The organism is Limnohabitans sp. Jir72, assembly GCF_003063575.1.
GTDB lineage: Bacteria > Pseudomonadota > Gammaproteobacteria > Burkholderiales > Burkholderiaceae_C > Limnohabitans_A.
Genome location: NZ_NESC01000006.1, coordinates 73,334 through 95,303, shown reverse-complemented (window position 1 = coordinate 95,303; position 21,970 = coordinate 73,334). Strand labels below are relative to the sequence as shown.

General features: G+C 61.5%; 19 protein-coding genes. 3 read left to right on the top strand and 16 right to left on the bottom strand.

From position 1 onward, the window contains the following. The first annotated feature begins 45 nt into the window (after positions 1-45). Together B9Z52_RS17870 and B9Z52_RS09860 are read left to right on the top strand one after the other, a co-directional pair. Positions 46-267: a hypothetical protein gene (locus B9Z52_RS17870; RefSeq protein ID WP_158270533.1), complete on the top strand. Its 222-nt coding sequence runs from the start codon at positions 46-48 to the stop codon at positions 265-267. Between the two features lie 497 nt (positions 268-764). Then, positions 765-1,742, top strand: a complete 978-nt coding sequence (locus B9Z52_RS09860; RefSeq protein ID WP_108413680.1) for a GMP reductase — start codon at positions 765-767, stop codon at positions 1,740-1,742. Positions 1,743-1,794: 52 nt separating this feature from the next. Here B9Z52_RS09860 and B9Z52_RS09855 read toward each other — a convergent pair whose 3' ends face one another. The 16 genes from B9Z52_RS09855 to B9Z52_RS09780 form a co-directional block, all read right to left on the bottom strand. Beyond that, positions 1,795-2,526, bottom strand: coding sequence for a sulfite exporter TauE/SafE family protein (locus B9Z52_RS09855; RefSeq protein WP_108413844.1), 732 nt, complete (start codon positions 2,524-2,526; stop codon positions 1,795-1,797). A gap of 2 nt (positions 2,527-2,528) precedes the next feature. Further along, the gene (locus tag B9Z52_RS09850) at positions 2,529-3,401 is read right to left on the bottom strand and encodes an alpha/beta hydrolase (RefSeq protein WP_108413679.1); all 873 of its coding nucleotides are present in this window, start codon (positions 3,399-3,401) and stop codon (positions 2,529-2,531) included. Between the two features lie 95 nt (positions 3,402-3,496). Further along, a complete protein-coding gene (locus B9Z52_RS09845; RefSeq protein ID WP_233251915.1) occupies positions 3,497-5,665 on the bottom strand; it encodes a TonB-dependent siderophore receptor in 2,169 nt (722 codons plus the stop codon). A 68-nt stretch (positions 5,666-5,733) separates the two neighbouring features. After that, positions 5,734-7,185, bottom strand: coding sequence for a DEAD/DEAH box helicase (locus tag B9Z52_RS09840; protein WP_108413677.1), 1,452 nt, complete (start codon positions 7,183-7,185; stop codon positions 5,734-5,736). A 54-nt stretch (positions 7,186-7,239) separates the two neighbouring features. Continuing rightward, entirely contained in the window at positions 7,240-7,809 is a 570-nt protein-coding gene (gene dcd / locus B9Z52_RS09835; protein ID WP_108413843.1) for a dCTP deaminase, read from the bottom strand. Between the two features lie 107 nt (positions 7,810-7,916). Beyond that, complete coding sequence (locus B9Z52_RS09830) at positions 7,917-9,014, bottom strand: BMP family ABC transporter substrate-binding protein (RefSeq protein WP_108413676.1); 1,098 nt, start codon at positions 9,012-9,014, stop codon at positions 7,917-7,919. Positions 9,015-9,131: 117 nt separating this feature from the next. After that, on the bottom strand, positions 9,132-9,650 hold the full coding sequence (locus B9Z52_RS09825) for a spore coat protein U domain-containing protein (protein WP_108413675.1): 519 nt from the start codon (positions 9,648-9,650) through the stop codon (positions 9,132-9,134). Beyond that, on the bottom strand, positions 9,647-11,935 hold the full coding sequence (locus B9Z52_RS09820) for a fimbria/pilus outer membrane usher protein (RefSeq protein WP_158270532.1): 2,289 nt from the start codon (positions 11,933-11,935) through the stop codon (positions 9,647-9,649). Before B9Z52_RS09820 ends, B9Z52_RS09825 begins: the two co-directional genes overlap by 4 nt. Positions 11,936-11,975: 40 nt before the next feature. Continuing rightward, the gene (locus B9Z52_RS09815) at positions 11,976-12,761 is read right to left on the bottom strand and encodes a molecular chaperone (RefSeq protein ID WP_108413673.1); all 786 of its coding nucleotides are present in this window, start codon (positions 12,759-12,761) and stop codon (positions 11,976-11,978) included. Between the two features lie 7 nt (positions 12,762-12,768). Beyond that, entirely contained in the window at positions 12,769-13,299 is a 531-nt protein-coding gene (locus B9Z52_RS09810) for a spore coat U domain-containing protein (RefSeq protein ID WP_108413672.1), read from the bottom strand. A gap of 130 nt (positions 13,300-13,429) precedes the next feature. Continuing rightward, the gene (locus B9Z52_RS09805) at positions 13,430-14,476 is read right to left on the bottom strand and encodes an adenosine deaminase (RefSeq protein ID WP_108413671.1); all 1,047 of its coding nucleotides are present in this window, start codon (positions 14,474-14,476) and stop codon (positions 13,430-13,432) included. 205 nt (positions 14,477-14,681) lie between these two features. Continuing rightward, entirely contained in the window at positions 14,682-15,515 is an 834-nt protein-coding gene (locus B9Z52_RS09800; protein ID WP_108413670.1) for a hypothetical protein, read from the bottom strand. A 30-nt stretch (positions 15,516-15,545) separates the two neighbouring features. Further along, positions 15,546-16,682, bottom strand: coding sequence for a BMP family ABC transporter substrate-binding protein (locus B9Z52_RS09795; RefSeq protein ID WP_108413669.1), 1,137 nt, complete (start codon positions 16,680-16,682; stop codon positions 15,546-15,548). Positions 16,683-16,734: 52 nt separating this feature from the next. Further along, positions 16,735-17,655 (bottom strand): ABC transporter permease, encoded by a 921-nt coding sequence (locus B9Z52_RS09790; protein WP_108413668.1) that lies wholly within the window; start codon positions 17,653-17,655, stop codon positions 16,735-16,737. Continuing rightward, entirely contained in the window at positions 17,655-18,740 is a 1,086-nt protein-coding gene (locus B9Z52_RS09785) for an ABC transporter permease (RefSeq protein ID WP_108413667.1), read from the bottom strand. The genes B9Z52_RS09790 and B9Z52_RS09785 overlap by 1 nt, the downstream gene beginning before the upstream one ends. Further along, the gene (locus B9Z52_RS09780; RefSeq protein WP_108413666.1) at positions 18,727-20,268 is read right to left on the bottom strand and encodes an ABC transporter ATP-binding protein; all 1,542 of its coding nucleotides are present in this window, start codon (positions 20,266-20,268) and stop codon (positions 18,727-18,729) included. The genes B9Z52_RS09785 and B9Z52_RS09780 overlap by 14 nt, the downstream gene beginning before the upstream one ends. 334 nt (positions 20,269-20,602) lie before the next feature. Between B9Z52_RS09780 and guaD the strand changes: the two genes are divergently transcribed. Next, complete coding sequence (guaD, locus tag B9Z52_RS09775) at positions 20,603-21,949, top strand: guanine deaminase (RefSeq protein WP_108413665.1); 1,347 nt, start codon at positions 20,603-20,605, stop codon at positions 21,947-21,949. The last annotated feature ends 21 nt before the right edge of the window (positions 21,950-21,970 follow it).

Genomic DNA, 21,970 nt, shown 5'->3' with positions numbered 1-21,970 from the left:
AAAAGCGCATACTGTATACACAGTTTATTCATCAAGCCGTTCAAGATGAAACTTTTACCTTTTTCAAGATTTCCCGTCTCACAGTTGTTCAGCCGACTGGCCTGCTACATGTACAAACCCAGCACCACGGGCTCGTACGAGTGCGGATCGGCGCAACTGGGCATGGTCGCCTCATCATCGGTCGCACATGCCAATTGGCCCGCGGCAACCCGCAGCGATGTCCCACGTCTGAAAATCGACGTGCGTCCCAAGCCCACTCACCACTGAGCCATCGCGCTGAACTCAAGCGCGAATTCTCCGAATCGAACGGCCATGCTCGCCATGGCATGCGCTGCCAAGACACTGAACAACCCCATGTGCAGGGCGGTCAATTGCAGGGGTCTTGAGGCGGGGCACTACAAAATCAAACTTTGCAAACAAGCTTATCGACTGGTTGACCTCATGCAAGATGGTGTTTTGATCGTGATGGTGATGGCCGCGATCAAACGTGAAGACAGTGCGGTTTACCAATCGGCAAGCGCTCACCTGGCTCAATGAGTGGACGACTCGACCAAGAACCCGACCAAACGTCACTGAAAAAGCCAGCCTGCTGAAAAATTAGGCACCGACAAAACGGGTAGAATCAGCCACCGGGCCCAAGATTCTTGCGCCCGGTTTTTTTTGCCCTGAACCTGCAATGGGTTCACCACAGGGGCCAAAAAACCGGCCAGGCCAAGCGCTCACTCGTTCTTTCAACGAATCCTTTTTTGGAGCTTGGTTTTCTCATGGAAATTTTTGATTACGACAACATCCTGCTTTTGCCACGCAAGTGCCGCGTGGAAAGCCGTTCCGAGTGCGATGCGGGCGTCGAGCTGGGTGGCCGCAAGTTCCGCCTGCCGGTGGTGCCTGCCAACATGAAAACGGTGGTGGACGAGTCGATCTGCCTGTGGATGGCGCAAAACGATTACTTCTACGTCATGCACCGCTTTGACCTGGACAACGTCCAGTTCGTGCGCGACATGCACGCCAAAGGTGTTTACGCCTCGATCTCGCTGGGCGTCAAAGCCCCGGACCGTGCCACGGTGGACCAGCTGGCCGCTGAAAACCTGGTGCCCGAGTACATCACCATCGACATCGCCCACGGCCATGCCGACAGCGTGCGCGACATGATTGGCTACATCAAGGCCAAGCTGCCCAAGAGCTTTGTGATCGCAGGCAACGTGGCCACGCCCGAAGCCGTGATCGACCTGGAAAACTGGGGCGCTGACGCGACCAAAGTGGGCGTGGGCCCCGGCAAGGTGTGCATCACCAAGCTCAAGACCGGTTTTGGTACGGGCGGCTGGCAGTTGTCGGCGCTCAAGTGGTGCGCCCGCGTCGCGACCAAGCCCATCATTGCCGACGGCGGCATCCGCAGCCATGGCGACATCGCCAAGAGCATCCGCTTTGGCGCGAGCATGGTCATGATCGGCTCGCTGTTTGCGGGCCACGAAGAGTCGCCCGGCAAGACCGTCGAGGTCGATGGCGAGATGTTCAAGGAGTACTACGGCTCAGCGTCTGACTTCAACAAGGGCGAGTACAAGCACGTGGAAGGCAAGCGCATTCTGGAGCCGATCAAGGGCAAGCTGGCCAACACCCTGATCGAGATGGAACAAGACGTGCAAAGCTCGATCAGCTACGCGGGTGGCACCAAGCTGATGGACATCCGCAAGGTGAACTACGTCACGCTGGGCGGTGACAACGCCGGGGAACACCTGTTGATGTAAACCATTTGGGCGTTCACACCAAGGGGAGCCACGGGCTCCCCTTTTTTGTGAATCAAGCCAAGGCTCTGAGCGCCAGCATCAAGCCGCTGACCACCAGCAAGCCGCAGATGATCTGCCGCAAGCGTGGCACCGGCACCCGGTGCGCCACGCGGTGGCCCAGCCACACGCCCAACAAAGCCACCCCGATCAACGCAGCCCAACGCTGCCAGATCACGGCACTGCTCAGGCGCCCTTCCCAGGCCATGCCGATCAGGACCGTGCTGGCCGCCACGGTGATGATCATGGGAATGCTGGCCCGGACCTGTTGCACATCGCTCAAGCGGCGGCTGAGCCAAGCTACCACCAAGGGGCCTGCGGTGCCAAAAATCAGCTCCACCACGCCAATGGCCGTACCCACCGGCCCCGCCCACCACAGGGCGGGTTGGGCCCGCGCCTGAGCGGCCGGGCGCAAAGCGTTCACACCAACAGCGGCCACATACAGCCCCAGCACCAGCAAGGGCCAACGCGCCTGCATGTGCTGCATCAACCACAAGCCCAGCAGCGTGCCCGCCAGCAGGCCAGGCAGCAGGCGGCGCAATTCACGCCACTGCACTTGTCGCCAGTTGAGGCCGCTGTGAAATGCCGATGCGGGCACGTCCATCAGCAAGGTCATGGCCACCACTTCGGGCAAAGGCCACTGCCAGGCCAGCAGGGGCACGATGACCAGGGCAGAGCCAAAGCCCGTCAGGCCCAGCACGGTGTAGCCCAGCAAGACCACCCCCAAGGGGTAGAGCCACTCGTGCACGCTCAAGCGCGTTGCTGAATCAGGGCCTGCGCCAGACCATGCAAGCGTGAGCCAGGCCGAGTGAGGTCGGTCACGATGCTGAAATGGTTCAGGCCAGGCAGGTCTTCGCAAACCGGCACGGTCTTGGGGCCCCAGGCCTGATGGATCAAGCGGTTGTGGCGCAAGAACTCGGGGCTCTCGTCACCGCCCACCAGCGTGTAAAGCACGCCCTTGGAGGGGCGCTGCCATTTGGCCGGGCTGGCCATGCGCACATGGCTGGGGGTGATGCGCAAATCGGCTTGCACAAAAGGTGTTTTGCGCACCGGCTCCAGGTCGTACAAACCCGAGATGGACATGACTTTGCGCACCAAGCCTGCGGGCAAATCGCGACCGACTTTTTTCCAGTCGCACGCCAACAGCATGGCTGCCAGATGCCCACCGGCCGAATGGCCGATCACGGTGATGTTGCTGCGGTCACCGCCGTGCTCGCCAATGTGGCGCCAGACCCAAGCCAAGGCTCGGCTCATTTGCACCGCGATGTCGGGGACGGTGACGGGCTGGGCCTCGGTGCCAGGACACAGGTCGTAGTTGACCACCACCACACAGGCGCCCATATCGCGCAAGGCGGGGGCCACAAAGGAATGGTCGGCCTTGTCCAGACTGCGCCAGTAGCCACCGTGGATGAACACCACCACCGGTGCGCCTGCGCGGGGGGCTGGGAACACATCCAGCGTCTCTTTGGGGCCTTCGCCAAAGCGCAAGTCCAGCTGGGGCTTGAGCGTCTGGCGCGCCTCTTCAGAGGCTTTGCGCCAATGGTCAAAGTGGTCTGCAAAATCCGGCACCAAGGCACGGTTGTTGTACATGCGGTTGTGCCAAGCGGCGTCTTTGATGGCCATGTGAAGTCTCCTGAAAACAGATCACACCATCTTGGCACAGCGGCTGTGCCCGGGCTGCCCAATGCGAGACAGCCAGGGCTCAGCCTGCACAGCGATCAGATTTTCATTTCCAGACGCAGTTGGATGTTGCGCCAGTTGTGCGCCGTGGTGGTGGCCGACTCGTACTGCGCGCCGTTGCGGAAGGTCGAACCCGTGATGTAGTCCAAGGGTGTCAGGTTGCTCACCGTCAGGCGCAACCCGGCCGAGGGCGACAGGCGCCACAGGCCATACACATCCACCACCCGCTTGGCACCTTGGTAAGCCCATTGCTGGTCGGTGCGGCGGGTGTCGTAGGCGGGGTTCCAGTTGACGTTGCCACCCAAGGTCAAGGGCAGGCCGCGCAGCCGGTAGTCGCCGCCCAGGTTGGCCGTCATGTCAGGTTGTTGGTCCAGCCGGTTGTTGGGGCCCAGCACGTCCTGGACCTTGGAGTGGAAAAAGCTGGCGTTGGCCCGCAGGTCCACGGGCAAGGCCCCGGCCACCCATTGGTCCAGCCGGAACTTCGCTTCCAGCTCCACACCTTCGGTGATGGCATTGCCCACATTGGTGGGCGATGAGACGTAACGCCCAGTGCTCTCATTGAAGCGGGTGGTCGACCGGATCAAGTTGCTGATGTTGCGCCGAAACACATTGGCACTGAGCATGCCGCCTTGCTCCAGATAGCGCTCAAACGCCAAGTCCACACCCGTCGCCAGCTCAGGCTTGAGATCGGGGTTACCGGTGCGGTCGGCTTGGGTCCAGCTGTTCTCGCCCAGCGAAGGCACATAGCGCGCCACCAGCTGGTAAAGCGTTGGGGTCTTGTAGCTGCGTGTGAGGCTCATGCGGATCTGGTCACGCTTTTGCGGATCAGGCTTGAACACTGCATGCAAGAGCGGCGTGAGGACAGAACTCTCGTTGTGCTTGAGCACGCCATTGACCGTGCCTTCGGTCAGCAAGTTTTCATAGCGCAAGCCCCCATAGGCGGACCATTGCGGGTTGATGTTGAATTCGTCTTGCGAATAGATCGCCCAGCGACGTGTGCTGGCCTGCAAATTGCCTGCATCTTCAGAGGCGGCGGCATTGCCCTGCTCGTCCCGGTGCACCTGCTCCAACTCCAGGCCACTCACGATCTGGTGGCCGTTGTCCAAGGCCCGGCTCCATTTGCCGTTGAGGCTGTAGCTCTTGTCCACAAAGCTCTGGGTTTCAAACCCGTTGCGCAACAAGGCCTGCCCGCTTCCCGCAGTGGCGCCTGTGGCACCCGTTTGGTCCAAACGGTAATCGTAGGTGGTCTGACCCGCGCCAAAGCGCACATCCAGGCGGTCATCGGCCGTCAACTTTTCCGTCCACTGGCCGTTGAGCCGCGCCATCGTGAAGCGGCTGGCGCTTTGCGTTTGCACGGCATCGGACACCGGTGTGCCCTCGGTGGTGCGTACCGCGATCTGGCCTCGGTTGTCGTATTCCGAATACACCACAAACGGCGTCAAAGTCAGGCTGCGGCCTTGCTCGCCTTTCCATTGCAAGCGGGCATTGGCATTGACCGCCTTGCGGTGGCCCAGGCTGCTGGCTTCGCGTATGCGGTCTGTGATATCTGAGGACTCGGTCACCGTCGTACTTTCATCGGCACGGTAGGTGTCCATGGCCGACAGGGTGAAGGTGCCGCTGATCGGTTCGGTTTGGAGGTTGTGCACCCAATTGACCTGACTCGAAGGCTGCCCATGCTCCATGCTGCGTGTGAGCTTGAGGTCGTCTGGCGTGCCTTTTTGCCCTTCGCGCAAGACGATGTTGATCGTCCCGGCAATGGCGCGCGCCCCGGTCTCAGCCGTTGGGGCACGCATGATTTCAATCCTTTCGACCTGCTCAGGCGTCAGCTGATCAATCGAAAAACCAGGCGGCATGCGCTCACCGTCCAGCAAGATTTGTGTATAGCCATTGCCCAAACCCCGCATACGGATCGCACCACCGTGCCCGGGGGCACCGCCGATCGTCACGCCCGGCAGGCGCTTGAGCACTTCGCCCAACGTGGCGTCGCCTTGTTTTTCGATCTCTTCGCGGCCAATCACGATCTTGGCCGCGGTGGACTCGCGGCGCACTTCGGTGTCGTTGTTGCGGTTGCTGCGGATCTCGATCCGCCCCAAGTCGGTGGCCGGAGCGGTTTGGGCGATGGACAAAGCAGGCCAAGCCACGCAGCCAGCCGCCAGAAGATGGCCCAACAGGGGTGTAACTGAAGAGGAAGAGGGGAATTCACGCATGGCGCGATTTTGACAGCGCCAGGTGACAAGCATTTGAAGCCCGGGTAAAGCCCGGGCTTGCGCGGCGATCATTCGCTGGTTTTGAACAGCGCAGCCACTTTGCGCTTGGGCTTGATGTTGGCCGAAATCGACGACCGGGCCGTCTTGGGTGCGGCCGACTCCCAGCTGGGCGCGGCATCGGCTGAAGGCGCTTCGTAGGGCTTTTCAAAGAAGGGATCGCGGTTGACCGGCGCAGGCCGAAAGCCCCCACGGCGTTCACGCGGCTCGATGGCGTCGCGGGGATCGAACTCTTCGCGGCGTCGGCCTTCGTAGGCACGGCCACGGGGGCGCTCGTCCGAACGCTCGCGCTCAGAGCGCTCACCGCCCGAGCGGGGGTGGTCGTCGAGCTGCAAGGTTTCCACCTCGAGCTTTTTCTTGATCAGTTTTTCGATGTCACCGACCAAGCGGGTGTCGGATGGGCTGACCAGGGTCACGGCCAAGCCCGAAGCACCGGCACGGCCCGTGCGACCAATCCGGTGCACATAGTCTTCGGCGTTGAAGGGCACATCGAAGTTGAACACCGCAGGCACGTCCTTGATGTCCAGGCCGCGGGCGGCCACATCGGTGCAGACCAGCAGGTCCACTTCACCCTTTTTGAAGGCTTCCAGGGCTTTCAGGCGCTCGTCCTGGCTCTTGTCGCCGTGCAAGGCGGCCGTGCGCAGGCCTTCTCGCTCCAGCGAACGGGCCAAACGGCCGCAGCCCAGCTTGCTGTTGACAAAGATGAAGGCTTGCTTGATGCCACGGTCGGTCAAGACCTTGCGGATCACGCGGCGCTTGTCATCGTCTTGCGCGGCGTAAAAGCGCTGCTCAACGGTGGAAGCGGTTTCGTTGGGGCGTGCCACTTCGATGGTGACCGGGTTTTGCAGGTAGCTGCCGGCCAGGCGTTTGATCTCTGGTGAGAAGGTGGCCGAGAACAACAAAGTGGTGCGTTGCTTGGGCAAGAAGCTCAGAATACGCTGCAAATCGGGCAAAAAGCCGATGTCCAGCATGCGGTCGGCTTCGTCCAGCACCACATATTCCACTTGGTTCAAGACCGCGTTTTTGGCTTCGATGTGGTCCAGCAAACGACCGGGCGTGGCGACCAGCACCTCAACGCCTTTTTTCAGCTCCAGGGTCTGGGGCTTCATGTCCATGCCGCCAAAGACCACCGCGCTGCGCAGCTGGGTGTACTTGGCGTACATCTTGATTTGTTGGGCCACCTGATCGGCCAGCTCACGCGTGGGCAAGAGCACCAAAGCGCGCACCGGGTGACGAGCAGGCGATGTAGAAGGGTTTTCGTGTTTGAGCAGGCGTTGCAGCAAAGGCAGCGAAAACGCCGCCGTTTTGCCTGTGCCGGTTTGGGCAGCGCCCATCACGTCCTGGCCCGTCAACACCACCGGAATGGCTTGGGCCTGGATAGGGGTCATGGATTCGTAGCCCATTTCGGCCACGGCTCGTGCCAGCGTGGGCGCCAGCGATAAATTGGAAAAAGAGTCGGTCATTAACCCGCTATTGTCGCATTTTGAGGTGACAGGCCAAAAACGGGGTTTTGCGCCTCAGGTTTTGGGCAAAGTCACGCCCACTTGGCCTTGGTATTTGCCACCCCGGTCTTTGTAGCTGGTTTCGCAAACTTCATCGCTTTCCAGGAACAACACTTGCGCGCAGCCCTCACCCGCATAAATTTTGGCGGGCAGTGGCGTGGTGTTGCTGAACTCCAGCGTCACATACCCTTCCCACTCGGGCTCAAACGGGGTCACGTTGACGATGATGCCGCAACGGGCGTAAGTGCTTTTGCCAAGACAAATGGTCAGCACATTGCGCGGAATGCGGAAATACTCGACGGTGCGGGCCAGCGCGAAACTGTTGGGCGGGATGATGCAAACATCGCCCTCGATGTCCACAAAGCTGCGCTCGTCAAAGTTCTTGGGGTCCACCACCGTGCTGTAGATGTTGGTGAACACCTTGAACTCGGGCGCACAGCGGATGTCGTAGCCATAGCTGCTGGTGCCGTAGCTCACAATTTTTTCGCCAGCGGCGTTCTGACGAATCTGGCCGGGCTCGAACGGCTCGATCATGCCGTGCTGCTCGGCCATGCGGCGGATCCATTTGTCGCTCTTGATGCTCATGGTGCGTCCTTTGGTGATGGGGTGGATTTTAGTGGCGATCCAGCCCATCAATGAGCGTCACCACTGGATTGCCGCGTCGCTGCGCGCCTCGTCGTGACATTCAGGCTTCAACGCGAAACCTTGCCCACCACGCCCTGCACCAAGTAGTTCATGCCCAGAATCTGCCCGTCGTTCAGGCTTTGGCCTGCGGGTACAACTTCGCGACCTTCGTTGTCGGTCATCGGTCCTGCAAAAGGCAGCAACTTGCCCGAGCCCACGAGCTTTTGCTTGGCCAGGATCTCGTCTTGAACCTTCTTGGGCACCTTGGGCCCAAAGTCGCCCACGCGGATCATGCCGTCTTTGACACCGCCCCACACGCTGCCGGAAGTCCAGCTGCCGTTCATCGCGGCCTTGACGCGGGCAGTGTAGTAATCACCCCACTGATGGGTCACCGCGATGATCTGCGCGTCCGGCCCGGTTTTGCGCATGTCGGAGTGGTAAGCCACAGCCATCTTGCTGCGCTCTTGCGCTGCGGCCATCACGGCCGTCGAGCCGGTGTGGAAGGCGATCACGTCCACATCTTGGTTGAACAAAGCCATGGCCGCTTCGCGCTCTTTGGGTGGATCGAACCAGGCGTTGAGCCAGACCACCTTGACGACGGCTTTGGGGTTGACCGAGCGCATGCCCAAAGTGAAGGCGTTGATGCCCTGCAGCACCTCAGGGATCGGGAAACCCGCCACATAACCGGCCACGTTGGACTGGGTCATGCGCCCGGCGGCGATGCCCGCCAGATAACGGCCTTCGTAATAGCGGGCGTTCGACGCCGCCACGTTGGCCGCCGTCTTGAAACCGGTGACCGATTCAAACTTCACATTCGGGAAATCCTTGGCCACCTTCAGCGTGGGCTCCATGTAGCCAAAGCTGGGCGTGAAGATGATCTGGTTGCCTTGTTGTGCCAGGTCGCGGATCACGCGCTCGGCATCAGCACCTTCGGGCACATCGGCCACAAAAGTGGTCTTGACTTGATCGCCCAAAGCCTTCTCGACAGCCTTGCGGCCCTCGTCGTGCTGACGCGTCCAGCCCGCCTCGGTGATGGGCGAAACATAGACAAAACCGGCCTTGATGGGCTCGGCAGATTTGGTGGGTGTTTGCGCCGAGGTTTGGGCCTGTGCGCCGGTGAGAAAAAAGCAGGCGGCCACGAGCGTGGCTGCGAGGTTTTTGTACATGGTAGTCCTCTACATGTCCCCGAAATTGAACAAAACAAAGCCCGCCGGGGCAGCGGGCTTCGGGGTTGGATTTTACATGCCGAGTCAAAGCCCGCACCTGCGCAGCAAAACAGCAAGCTACCTCTGCAGCGTGGTCACCGTCACCGGCACGTGGCTCAGGTAAACACCCGCCGCCACAACGCGCGGGCTGTGCAGCAAGGCATACACCGGCAGGCGCAGCACGGTGTGCTCTCCGGGTGTGAAGTCCAGCGCCACCCTCAAGGCCGCCGCGCCGTTCAGGTCATCGCCCCATCGGACGGCAAATTGCGCGTCGCGGTAAAAAACCACGGGCATGGCCCCATGGCCGGACTGCAACAGCGCTGTTTGAACACCCATGGTCGGAAACGTCAGTGAAAGCGTCACGCGCCGCACTTCGCTGGCGGTGTTCTGGCAGGCCACCACCACCTCGCCTTCCCCGGGCACCGGTGGCGGACGTTGCAGGTTCAAGCGACCAAAGTTGAGGCTGGCCGACTGCACCAGGCAATGCACGGCCGATGTGTCGTCCAGAGCTCCCGCGCAGGCTAGGCCAAAGCTGCCCAGCCAAGCCACTGCCATGCGAGCCAAGACACTGAACCGCTGGCCAACAGAGCGGCTCATGGCACCAAGCCCCAGGCACAAATGAACGGCCCCAAGCGCGGTTGCGGATCCGTTGTGGCGGGCCTGCTGGGGGTGATGCGGCAGCGTTTGTTTTTGAAGCGGATCTCAAGCTCGGCGTGCTCCGGCACATGCTGCAAATAAACCTCACCGCGTTGCCCCACGGGCGCGGTCTCGCCTGTGTCCAAAATCAAGACGCTGGCACCAATGGGAACCGGTTGGCCGCCGGGCACATGGAGCGTCAGCAAAGCGGGCCGCTCACGCCGCATCGCAAACGCCACAAACACCCCGCCACGGCCGCGCGGCACAGCCGTGACTTCATGGTCGGTGACGCGGTAAGCCAGCGGCACCTCGTCAGGCCGTATGGCCAACAGGTTGTTCCGGTAAGGACTCAGGCTGGTGACCAGCGCCAGCCCTCGCGCATCGCTGACGGCCACCGGCAAGTTCCAGCGGTAGACCGGAATGGACGGCGCATCACCCGTGGACACCAGCGCAAAGCCATTGCCGATGGGCGGCCCCCAAAACGCGTGCCCGGCCAGCACACCCAGGCTGCCCGCTGTGCGCACACGCCATGAGGTACTGCGCGCACGGCTGTCCACTTGCACGCCGTGCTCGCCGATGTCGGTGCGTGCGTCCAATGCGCCCATGGCACTGGACACATCGTCAGCGCCAGGCGTGTTTGCGGCCGTCATGCCCGCGCGCACAGCCAGGCCATTGCCGGTCAGCGGGGCGCTGGCGTAGTCACTGCGCCAGGTCGTTGTCGCGTCGCGCTTTTGCAGACTGCTGCTGAAAAAGCCTTGGTGCGACAGCGGGATGCTCAGGCCCAACTGCAAGGATGCGGTATCGCTGCTGCGCACAGCGCTGACAGAGAGGCTGAAATCACGAAAACTGCGGACCCAGCTCAAGCTGCTGATGGCCCGCGTGCCATCGCCCCATGTGGACAAGCGGCCAAAGCTGGCGCTCACGCTGCCCAAGTCATGTCCCAAAGCACGCGAGGCAAACAGACGCAGATCGTCGCGAGGTCGGGCCAAAGCGCTCACACTGTCGCCCAGCAAGCGAAACGTGGCGGACGAGTGGCTCATGCTCGCCCCGATGCTCGCCACACTGACCAACCATTGCGCTGAGGTGCCCCATTGCTGACCCGCACCTGCGGGAGACTTGCTCATGGCCACACGCGCATCGCCGACCACGTTGTCTTGCAAGGGGAAGGTGGCCCCAGCCCCCAGGCTGTTGCTGTCGGCGCTGAAGCTGCCCCCAGCATCCAGCGTGAGCCAACGCGTCAGTCCCCATCGGTGTGCGCTGGCCAAAAAAGGCGAGTCGTACCGGTCCAGATCGGGGCGCAACATGCCGGCGGTGTAACTGAAGCTGTGCAGTCCCTGTCTGTACAAGCGCGCGGTGTGCAGATAAGGCACGGTGACGGTGCGTTCGTTGTTGAGGGCGTCGCGGATCAAGACCTTCACCTGCCCTGCGCCATCGACCGTGGGCAAGCCGCTGATTTCAAAAGGGCCAGCAGGCACTGCCAGCGGGCTGCCCACGCGCCGGTCATTCAGGAAAAACTCCAGCGTGCTGGGCAGCCGCGCTGCGTCAAAAATAGCAGGCGTCTCCAATGTGGAAAAGTTCGGGTCCAGACCAAAGTTGCTTTGCCAAGTGATGCCGCCATAGCGCACGACAGGCACGCCCACCCCGATGGGCAGCACACCATCGCCCACTGAAAGCGTGGTGCGCTGCTCTTCATTGTCGTGAAAGAACGTGGTGCCCAAGCGGCTGAAATGTCGGGGCGAAAGCCCCGCAGAGCCGGGAGCAGGAGCGCCCACCGAGTTCACCGCCGTGCTCAGCTGCAGCAGACCGGCCGGACCAAACAGGGACAAGCTCTGCGTGCTGCCGGTGGCCACGGGTGTGTCACCCACACGGGCCAGCTGCAAGCTGTAGTTCAGCAATGCGCCTGGCAAGGCGGGCAAAGGCTTTGCGCTGCTCATGGCATTCAGCGTGGTGCGTGTGCCCTCGTACCAGCGCGGATCCACTTCAAGGGACAGCATGAGTTGCTGGGCATCGATCTTCGTTGCCAAGCCCGCCTGTCCATCCAGTGGCACGACCTCCAAGCCATCACGCCAAACCGCAGGCACTGTGATGGCAAAACCGAGCGCCGTGAAGTCCTTCAAGGCCATGTAAGGCTGCGAGACATCGTCAAACACCAGATAGGCAAAGCCCGGCTGCACCACGCCGTTGACCATGACACCGTGCAAGCCGGGCACACCAGCCGCCATGGCTGCAGCGCCAAACACGCTCATGAAAAGACTGCGTAAAACACGTTTGTGCAGTGCGCCCCGCCTAACGCGAAGTGACGGTGCGCATGTCGGCATCGGGAAAGGTCATCCGGCTGTCGCTGCCGCTGTGCAAAACCACAATGCGCCAAGGCCCGGCCCTTTGGTGAGCGGGCATTGGAAAACGCCATTCGCGCCAAGTGTGCGCCAGCACCGTCACGCGTTGTCGGCGTGAGAACTCTGGCTCAAGTTCGGCATCTGTCTGGCGGCTCAGGCCCACCAGATTCAAGGCCACACGGCGCGCACCCGCGTTGTCAGCGCGCACCACCATGGCGTCACCATCGGTACGCAATGTCCAGGTCAAGGCTGGATCAGCAGCTGCGCCGCTTGGCACCACAAAAACCGGCAAAAGGTATTGCAATGCAAAATCAACCACGCCCGCAGTTTCATCGGCACTGCCCGGGCGTGGCACCTCGGCCAGCACGAGCCGATAAGCTTGCTCAACGGTCTGCCGAGCAGGGCTGCGAAAACCAATACGCACAATCTGCGAGGCCGAGGGTGCCAGCGTGAACAAAGGCGGGCTGGCGATGAAATCCTGGGTGACCGCGTACTGGTCTACCCCGTCCACCACATGCCAATCCATGACCGTGACTTGGTAGAGCATTTCTCGGGCCCGGTCGTTGCGCACGGTGACCATCGCGCGCCCTTGCGAAGGCACATCAATGATGACGGGAGTGATGCTTGTCGCAGCCGCAGCGAGCGCGCTGCCGCTGCCAAAAATCAGGACTGCCTGCAAGCCACAGAGAAAAAACCTGCGCAAGCTGACCACCAAAGAGAGAAGTCGACAGGGCATACCCGCGTCAAAAAGCGATGGTTACCACCACGGTGTCACCATAGACGCCGGGCACTTTGGCCAAAGACTCGGCACCGACCACACGGCCGTAAATCGTCACCGGCTGGTCCAGTCCGTTGCCCACTGTGGAGGTCAACAAATTGTTGTACGCCAGCGTGCCTGCGGCACTGGCATCGATTTGCGTGGCACGGGTGCCATCGATGTAGATGATGTAGGGCAATCGGTTGGCGGCAGACGCCATCTGCCTGCGGTACTGACCGCCCGTGCCGCCCGTAGTGATGTGGTTGAGGCCATCCCCCAAGTCCAGCGTGTAGGTCGTGCCGGAGGTGCACACGGCCGTGACGATCGCCTCAGCGTCCTTGACCACACCGGGCAGCACGACGCCAAACGCCATCGGGCTGGCTGACACGGAGCAAGCCGTCTCGATGGTGGCGCTGACGTCCATGTTGCCGGTGCTGGTAAAAGCCTGCGCCGCTGGCATGCAACCCATGCCAAGCAGCATCAAGAGGACTGCAGAGGGGGAAATAGGGACTCTCATGGTGCGGATCTTTCACATGAGGGACGCTCTGGCGCTTGAGAAAATTCAACACCGAAAGGCTCATGGGCCCATGGTAGGCATGACACAACCATGCTGTCTGTGCGGCAGCGCACGCGGCAGGGACGTGCGCTCAGTCCTGCTCAGAAAACCCCAAAAAGCATTGCTTGAGTTCATGCATCCAGCGGTGCTTGTCCTCCTCGGGGGCAAAACTGGCCTCAATGCTGTTGGCCGCCAGTTGGTAGGCCTGCGGCGCCCCCAGATGCAGGGCCGCAAAGGTCTGCAGGTAGTTGTCGTTCAGGTAGCCGCCAAAGTAAGCCGGGTCGTCCGAGTTGAGGGTCACGCACAAGCCGGCGTCCAGCATCTGGCCCAGGTTGTGATCGGCCAGCGTCTTGAACACACACAGCTTGAGGTTGGACAGCGGGCACACCGTGAGCGGCATGTGGCTGTCGGCCAGGCGCTTCATGAGCGCTCCATCGTGGATGGCTTGCACGCCGTGGTCGATGCGCTCGACCTGCAACACGTCGAGTGCGCCCCAGATGTAGGCGGGCGGGCCCTCCTCGCCCGCGTGGGCCACCAGGTGCAGGCCCAGTTCGCGGGCACGGGCAAACACGCGGGCGAATTTTTCAGGCGGGTGGCCCAGCTCGCTCGAATCCAGCCCCACGCCGATGAAATGTTCGCGCCAGGGCATGGCCTCTTCCAGTGTGGCCAAGGCCTCGTCTTCGGACAAATGGCGCAAGAAGCACAAGATCAGATCGGCGCTGATGCCCAACTTCGTCTGTGCATCGCGGCAGGCGCGGTGCAGGCCTTCTATGACCGCGCCCATGGCCACGCCCCGCGCTGTGTGGGTCTGCGGATCAAAAAACAGCTCAGCCCGCACCACATGGTCAGCGGCGGCTTTCTCGAAGTACGCCCAAGCCATGTCGTAAAAATCCTGCTCGTGCAGCAGCACGCTGGCACCGGCGTAATACAGGTCCAGAAAACTTTGCAGGTTGGTGAAGGCATAGGCGCTGCGCAAGGCGGCCACATCGGCAAAGGGCAGTTGCACGCCATTGCGCTGGGCCAGCGCAAAAATCAGTTCAGGCTCCAGCGAGCCTTCGATGTGGATGTGCAACTCGGCCTTGGGCATGGCCCGCAGGAGTTCGGGCAAGCGTTGCGAGGGGATGGCGTGGATTTTCATCTGGCGCTTTCAGTCATTCATGCACAAATACGGGGTCTGTCTTCATTGAACGCCAAACGCGGCCAAAACACAAATCCGAACGGCGATGGCACAAAAAAAGCTGCCCGGAAAAATCCGGGCAGCTTTGGGGTCCTCGGGGTGTTTCGAGCATCACATCATGTTTGCTCGAGCCTCCCTTGATCAAGTCAGAACTTGTAAAGACCGATCACAGGTGGTATTCCACCAACAACAAAGGTGTCGTTGCCTTGCAACTGTTGGCTTTGCCGTTGGTGCTCAACGGATTGCCGTTGTCACAGCCGAACTTATTGTTCCAGTACTCAAGACCCACACCTGCCTTAAGACCAGACTTGGGACCGCCAATATCCAACAAATAAGTAGCTCGTGCCAAGGTCTCAGTTTTGGTTTTATTGCCAAAACCATCGTTGCCTTTGGGACCCACGATGTCGATGAAGCCACCAAATGTGCCTGGGCCTGCTGGAATGGCCCAAGCAGAGGTCAAAGCCACAGCATTGTCAAAATTCACGTCCTTGCCAGTGCCAACAAAACCGTTGTGATTTTTCTCTTTGTAGAGTTCAACGCCCACGTCCCAAAAACCGGCGCTCACAGGCATGGCAGCACTGGCACCCAAACGCACTTTGAACGGTGCTGGTGCAAAAGCGGTGTTCTTAGCGCCGGCATCCACGCGCGCCGTCAAGCTCACGTCCTTGGCAAAGCCCAAGGTCACGGGCTGACCCGACAAAGCCGTCAGAGAGAAGCTGCGCTTGTAAAAGCCGTACCACTCTTGGGCGCCAGATGGTGCGTTGGAAGCAGCGGGATCATTGCTGCCAGACTTCAACAAGTCGATCGTGAAGAAGTTGGTGCCCAACTTGTCTCCGCTGACATGCGTCACGCTGAGGATGTTTTTGGACACGCTGTCGCTCACACCTGGCTCGGACTGCTGGGATGCATAACGGTAGCCCACAGATGTGTCGCTCCAGTCAGCCGCCTGTGCGCCGACGGACAACACGGCCAATGCGATCAGGGAAATTTTTGTTTTCATGGTTGAGTTCCTGTCAAGGAGAGTTAAAAATTATTTGCCGCCAGGGATCTTGCCTTCCACGCCCTTGACGTAGAAGTTGATGCCGCCCAGGAACTTGTCGTCGGCCACAGCGTCTTTGGCCAGCACTTCTTTGCCGTCTTGACCCACGATCGGGCCTTTCCAGATTTCAAAGGTACCGGCCTTCAAACCGGCTTTGACTTCTTCCAGTTTCTTCTTGGTGTCTTCGGGCACGTCAGCGGCCACCGAGACGAAGTCGATCGCGCCTTCTTTCACGCCCCACCAGCTTTGGCCAGTGGCCCACTTGCCTTCCAGTGCGTCACGTGTGGCCTTGATGTAGTAAGGACCCCAGTTGATCACGGCCGAGCCCAGGTGGGCTTTGGGGCCGTAAGCGGTCATGTCGGAATCCCAGCCGAAGGCGCGCTTGCCCATCTTCTCGGCGGTCTGCAGCACGGCAGGCGAATCGGTGTTTTGCATCAGCACGTCAGCGCCGCCGTTGATCAGGGCGGTGGCGGCTTCGGTTTCCTTCGGTGGGTTGAACCAGTCGTTGACCCAGACCACTTTGGTCTTGATCTTGGGGTTGACCGACTGTGCGCCCATGGTGAAGCTGTTGATGTTGCGGATCACTTCAGGGATTGGGATGGAGCCGACCACACCCACGGTGTTGGTCTTGGTCATCTTGCCCGCAATCACGCCAGCCATGTAAGCACCTTGGTAAGTTCGGCTGTCATAGGTGCGCATGTTCTCGGCGGTTTTGTAGCCGGTGGCGTGCTCGAACTTCACGTCTTTCAGGTCAGCGGCGGCTTTGAGCATGGGCTCCATGTAGCCGAAGGTGGTGCCAAAAATCAGCTTGTTGCCTTGACCGGCCATGTCGCGGATCACGCGCTCGGCGTCAGCGCTTTCGGGCACTTTTTCAACGAAGCTGGTGACGATCTTGTCGCCGAATTCTTTTTCCAGGGCTTTGCGGCCGTTGTCGTGCGCAAAGGTCCAGCCGCCGTCGCCCACAGGGCCGACATAAGCAAACGCGATCTTCAGGGGCTCGGCCTTGGTCGCAGCGGGCGCTTCGGCCTTGGGGGCTTCTTCTTTCTTGCCACAGCCGACCAGTGCAGCGGCAGCCACAGCGGTCAGGGCCACCATCTTGACGACGGCGCGTTTGGAGATGTCTGTCATGTCAGTTCCTTTTTGTTGTTGAACAGGGTTACAGGGGGTTGAGAAAAAACAATTATGAACCCGGATGAAACGCTTTCCCAAGGGAAGCGGGCATGTTGATCCGGATCCAGGCGGGGTTGCGTGAAATCAGCGCCAGCACCACGATGGTGGACACATAAGGCAGCGCCGTGAGCAACTGGCTGGGCACATCCACCCCGGCACCTTGCAAATGGAACTGCAGCATGGTCACGCCACCGAACAGGTAAGCACCCAGCAAGACCCGTGCCGGGCGCCAAGTGGCGAAGGTGGTCAGGGCCAGCGCGATCCAGCCCTTGCCGGCCACCATGCCCTCGACCCACAGCGGGGTGTAGACCACCGAGATGTAAGCCCCCGACAAACCGCACAGCGCACCGCCCGCCACCACCGCCATCAGGCGGATGCGGCGCACCGGGTAACCCAGCGCATGCGCCGATTCAGGCGATTCGCCCACTGAGCGCAGCACCAAACCGGTGCGACTCTTGTACAAAAACCAGATCAGGCCCAAAACCAGTGCAATGGTCACGTACACCAGCGGATGTTGACGAAACAGCGCAGGCCCCACCAGCGGAATGTCGGCCAAATAAGGAATGGCATACGAAGCACGCTCGGGCACTTTCTCTTGCACATAGGCGATGCCCGCAAAGGCCGAAAAACCCGCGCCAAACAGGCTCAGCGCCAGTCCGGTGGCGTATTGGTTGGTGCCCAGCCAAATGACCAGCACCCCAAAGATGGCGGCCAGCACTGCCCCCGCCCCCATGCCCGCCGCAAAACCGATCCAGTCGTTGCCGGTGTGGACCACGGCGGCAAAACCGGCAATCGCGGCGCACAGCATCATGCCCTCGGCACCGAGGTTGAGCACCCCGGCTTTTTCATTGATGAGCAAACCCAAGGCGGCCAGCGCCAGCACGGTACCCGCGTTCAGCGTGGCAGCCACCAGCAATGCATAGGCTTCCATCAGACTTTCCCTCCTGCCACCGCAGACTGGGCAGCCACCCAGCGCAATCGGTAGGCGACCAGCGTGTCACACGCCAACAAACAAAACAGCAACAGGCCCTGAAAAACGCCCGTGATCGACTTGGGCAAGCCCAAGCGCGATTGCGCCAACTCCCCGCCGATGTAGAACATGCTCATCAGCACCGCCGACAACACCATGCCCGCCGGGTGCAAGCGCCCGACAAAGGCCACGATGATGGCGGCAAAACCATAGCCCGCAGGCACATAAGGCGTGAGCTGGCCAATCGGCCCGGCCACTTCCAAAGCGCCCGCCAAACCGGCTGCGCCGCCCGAAGTGAGCAAAGCCACCCACAACGCCTTGCGCGAAGAAAAGCCCGCATAACGTGCCGCGTCAGGCGCCAAGCCGCCCACCTGTTGGGCAAAGCCTGCCCGGGTGCGGAACAGAAACACCCACAGCCCCGCAGCCGCCGCCAGCGCGATCAACAGGCCCACGCTCACGCGTGAACCGGTTATCAAGCGCGGGATCTGCGTCACGGCTTCAAAGGTCTTGGTCTGCGGGAAGTTGTAGCCCGCCGGGTCTTTCCAGGGGCCATACACAAAGTAGCTGAGCACCATGTCGGCCACATAGACCAGCATCAGACTCACCAAAATTTCGCTGGCGTTGAAGCGGTCGCGCAGCAATGCCGTCAGGCCCGCCCACAGCATGCCGCCCAGCACGCCCGCCAACAAAACCGCCAGCACGATCCAGCGGCCGGTGTCCTTGCCCGCCAGCAGCGCCATGCCGCTGGCGCACACCGCACCGATGACGAACTGACCTTCGGCCCCGATGTTCCACACATTCGAGCGAAAGCACACCGCCAGCCCCAAGGCGATCAAGAGCAGTGGCGTGGCCTTGACCATCAGCTCGCCCAAGGCGTAGCCCGACTTGATCGGCTCCCAGAAGAACATTTGCAGGGCGCGCACCGGGTCTTTGCCCAGCGCGATGAACAGCAGCACGCCCAGCACCACCGTGAGCACCAGCGCCAGCAAGGGAGAGGCATAAGTCCACAGGCGCGAAGCCTGCGGGCGCGCTTCAAGCTTGAGCATGTTGCACTCCTTGGGCCATCTCGGGCTGGCTTTGGGGCCACAGCCCGCTCATCCATTCGCCAATGCGCTCGACCGTGGCCTCGGCCCGGGGCAGCGAGGGCGACAGACGGCCCTTGGCGATCACATGCAATCGGTCAGAAATTTCAAACAATTCTTCCAGCTCCTCACTCACCACCAGCACCGCACAACCCGCGTCGCGCAGCGCCAGAATTTCGGCGCGGATCTGCGCCGCTGCGCCCACGTCCACACCCCAGGTGGGTTGCGAGACGATCAGCAGCTTGGGCGCTGCGCTGATCTCGCGCCCCACAATGAACTTTTGCAAATTGCCGCCCGACAGCGAACGCGCTGGCGAATCCGGCCCCGAGGCCTTGACCTTGAAACGCTCGATGATGCTGCGCGCCTGATCGGCCAGCGCCCCCATGCGGATCCAGCCGCCCGCGCCCAGCGCCTCGCTGCGGGTCAGCAGCAGGTTGTGCGCCAGACTCATCGACGGCACAGCACCCCGGCCCAGCCGCTCTTCGGGCACAAAGTGCAAACCCAAACTGCGCCGCGCACGCGGGGCCCAATGGCCCACGCCCTGCCCCGCCACCGTGATGGCGGCCGCTGGCGAACGGGTGTCTTCGCCCGACAAGGCCCACATCAGCTCGCGCTGGCCATTGCCCGAGACCCCTGCCAAGCCCACCACCTCGCCGCTGCGCACTTGCAGGTCGATGCCCTGCAGGTCCACACCAAACGGGTCTTGTTTGTTCAGCTGCAGGCCTTTGACCGACAGCACCACATCACCCGGCGTGCGGGGTGTGGGGGCCAGCGCAGGCGGCTCGGCCCCGATCATCAGGCGGCTCAGGCTGGCGTTGGTCTCCTGGCGCGGATCGCACACGCCGGTCACTTTGCCGCCGCGCAGCACCGTGCAGGCGCTGCACAGGGCGCGGATCTCGTGCAACTTGTGCGAGATGTACAAAATGCTGACGCCTTGGCTGACCAGCTTGTGCAGCACCACAAACAACTTTTCAACCGCCTGCGGCGTCAGCACCGAAGTGGGCTCGTCCAAGATCAAGAGCTTGGGCTCGGTCAGCAAGGCGCGGATGATCTCCACCCGCTGCATCTCGCCCACGCTCAGGGTGTGCACCGGGCGATTGGGCTCCAGGTCCAGGCCGTATTCGCTGGCCTTGGCCACGATGCGCTCGGTCACCTCGGCCAAACTCAGGGACTTGTCCAGACCCAGCCAGACGTTTTCGGCCACGGTGAGCGTGTCAAACAGGCTGAAGTGCTGAAACACCATGCTGATGCCCAGCTTGCGGGCTTCCTGTGGGTTGCGGATCTGCACCGGCTGGCCGTTGAACACCACCTGGCCCTCGTCGGGTTTGACCGCGCCGTAAATGATCTTCATCAGGGTGGATTTACCCGCGCCGTTTTCGCCCAGCACGGCATGGGCCTGGCCGGGCATCACGGTCAGCGACACGTCCTGGTTGGCCACCACGCCGGGATAGCGCTTGGTGATGCCTTGCAAAGACAAAAGGGGTGTGGTCATGTCGGGTGCAAAAGAGGATCTGAATTTTGATCCAGCCCCATGAAGTTTGAAGTGCCCTTGATTGTCAGCCATGCGCTTATTGTTGTTGCTGTGGGAGCACACCCCTGTGGGCGATGGCTTGCAGGGCGTGCAGCACGCCCATCGCCCACAGGGGTGGGCTCCTACAAAAATCTATCCCTTGCCTGTTACTCAAGACTTCAAGGGGCCGGATCAATGAGTCACCTGCAAAGTCCGTGCCTAAAACGTTGGCGCAAGCCTTGCAAGCGAAGAGATTGCCGCACAATGTACCACTGCAGACAGCGCCCTCTTACCCGTATTTATCCCCGCCTGACCCATGCGCCACACCCCCCAACTGACCGAGCCCCAAGGCTGGCGCGCCAGCCTGCTGTGGTTTGCCGATCCTGCCCAAGCACAGGCCAGCCACGAACAAGACGGCCTGCTGGTGACCGCCCGCGAAGCCGACGGCATCGTGCGCATCCAGGCCATCGGTTCTTACCGCGATCTCGCCCTGCAATTTCCCGACCTGCCCACCACCCACTGGCCCGGCCTGTGCATCGCGCCCGGCTTTGTCGACTTGCACATCCACTACCCGCAAACCGACGTGATCGGCTCGCCCGCCGACGGTCTGCTGCCGTGGCTGGAGCACTACACCTTCCCGCACGAAAAGCAGTTTGCCGACCCGGCCTACGCCCATGAAGTGACCGCGTTTTTCATGGACGAGCTGATGCGCCACGGCGTGACCACCGCACTGTGTTTTGCCACGGCCCACCCCGAATCGGTCGATGTGTTCATGGCTGAGGCGCAAAAGCGCCGCCTGCGCATGATCACCGGCAAGGTGCTGCAAGACCGCCACAGCCCCGACGGCCTGCGCGACACCGACACGGCTTTGAGCCTGCGCCAGACCGAAGAGTTGATCCGCCGCTGGCATGGCGTGGACCGCCTGGGCTACGCCATCACACCGCGTTTTGCACCCACCAGCACACAGGCTCAACTGCACGGCGCGGGTGAGATCGCTCAGCAGTTCCCCGATGTGTGGATTCAATCGCATGTGGCGGAAAACGTCGATGAAATCCGCTGGGTGCAAGAACTGTTCCCCGAAGCGCGCAGCTATCTGGACGTGTACGACCGCGCCGGCCTGCTGCGTCAGCGCTCGGTGTATGCGCATTGCATCTACCTTGATGAAACTGACCGCCGACGCATGGCCGAGGTGGGCGCGACGGCCGCCGTCAGCCCCACCAGCAACCTGTTTTTGGGCAGTGGGTTCTTCGATTACACCGCGTCAGACGCAGCCGGTCTGCGCTATGGCCTGGCCAGCGATGTGGGCGGCGGCACCAGCTTCAGCCCTTTTCACACCATGCACGCGGCCTATACCGTTGCGCGGCAAAGTGTGGGGCGTGCGGGCATCAGCCTCTCACCCGAACAGCTGTGGTGGCAACACACAGCAGGCGCTGCTGCAGCGCTGGATTTGAACGGAAAAGTCGGCAACCTGCTGCCCGGCTGCGAAGCCGACTTTGTGGTGATCAACCCCCAAGCCACGCCGCTGCTGGCGCGGCGCACCGCACAAACCGAGACCCTGGCCGAATGGCTGTTTGCCATGATTGTGTTGGGCGACGAGCGGCTGATTGCGCACACGGTGGTGCAGGGGCAGCCTGTGACCCGTCACACCCCAACCTCATCCTAAAGACATGTCACTCGCGACATT

Excerpts from the sequence above, each read along its gene's own strand:
- dcd (WP_108413843.1), bottom strand. The coding sequence starts at position 7,809 with ATGAGCATCAAGAGCGACAAATGGATCCGCCGCATGGCCGAGCAGCAC.
- B9Z52_RS09820 (WP_158270532.1), bottom strand. The coding sequence starts at position 11,935 with ATGAGCGTGTTTGGCGCTGCAGCCATGGCGGCTGGTGTGCCCGGCTTG.
- B9Z52_RS09780 (WP_108413666.1), bottom strand. The coding sequence starts at position 20,268 with ATGACCACACCCCTTTTGTCTTTGCAAGGCATCACCAAGCGCTATCCC.
- B9Z52_RS09795 (WP_108413669.1), bottom strand. The coding sequence starts at position 16,682 with ATGACAGACATCTCCAAACGCGCCGTCGTCAAGATGGTGGCCCTGACC.
- B9Z52_RS17870 (WP_158270533.1), top strand. The coding sequence starts at position 46 with ATGAAACTTTTACCTTTTTCAAGATTTCCCGTCTCACAGTTGTTCAGC.
- B9Z52_RS09790 (WP_108413668.1), bottom strand. The coding sequence starts at position 17,655 with ATGGAAGCCTATGCATTGCTGGTGGCTGCCACGCTGAACGCGGGTACC.
- guaD (WP_108413665.1), top strand. The coding sequence starts at position 20,603 with ATGCGCCACACCCCCCAACTGACCGAGCCCCAAGGCTGGCGCGCCAGC.
- B9Z52_RS09830 (WP_108413676.1), bottom strand. The coding sequence starts at position 9,014 with ATGTACAAAAACCTCGCAGCCACGCTCGTGGCCGCCTGCTTTTTTCTC.
- B9Z52_RS09810 (WP_108413672.1), bottom strand. The coding sequence starts at position 13,299 with ATGAGAGTCCCTATTTCCCCCTCTGCAGTCCTCTTGATGCTGCTTGGC.
- B9Z52_RS09840 (WP_108413677.1), bottom strand. The coding sequence starts at position 7,185 with ATGACCGACTCTTTTTCCAATTTATCGCTGGCGCCCACGCTGGCACGA.
- B9Z52_RS09860 (WP_108413680.1), top strand. The coding sequence starts at position 765 with ATGGAAATTTTTGATTACGACAACATCCTGCTTTTGCCACGCAAGTGC.
- B9Z52_RS09805 (WP_108413671.1), bottom strand. The coding sequence starts at position 14,476 with ATGAAAATCCACGCCATCCCCTCGCAACGCTTGCCCGAACTCCTGCGG.
- B9Z52_RS09825 (WP_108413675.1), bottom strand. The coding sequence starts at position 9,650 with ATGAGCCGCTCTGTTGGCCAGCGGTTCAGTGTCTTGGCTCGCATGGCA.
- B9Z52_RS09850 (WP_108413679.1), bottom strand. The coding sequence starts at position 3,401 with ATGGCCATCAAAGACGCCGCTTGGCACAACCGCATGTACAACAACCGT.
- B9Z52_RS09785 (WP_108413667.1), bottom strand. The coding sequence starts at position 18,740 with ATGCTCAAGCTTGAAGCGCGCCCGCAGGCTTCGCGCCTGTGGACTTAT.
- B9Z52_RS09815 (WP_108413673.1), bottom strand. The coding sequence starts at position 12,761 with ATGCCCTGTCGACTTCTCTCTTTGGTGGTCAGCTTGCGCAGGTTTTTT.
- B9Z52_RS09800 (WP_108413670.1), bottom strand. The coding sequence starts at position 15,515 with ATGAAAACAAAAATTTCCCTGATCGCATTGGCCGTGTTGTCCGTCGGC.
- B9Z52_RS09845 (WP_233251915.1), bottom strand. The coding sequence starts at position 5,665 with ATGCGTGAATTCCCCTCTTCCTCTTCAGTTACACCCCTGTTGGGCCAT.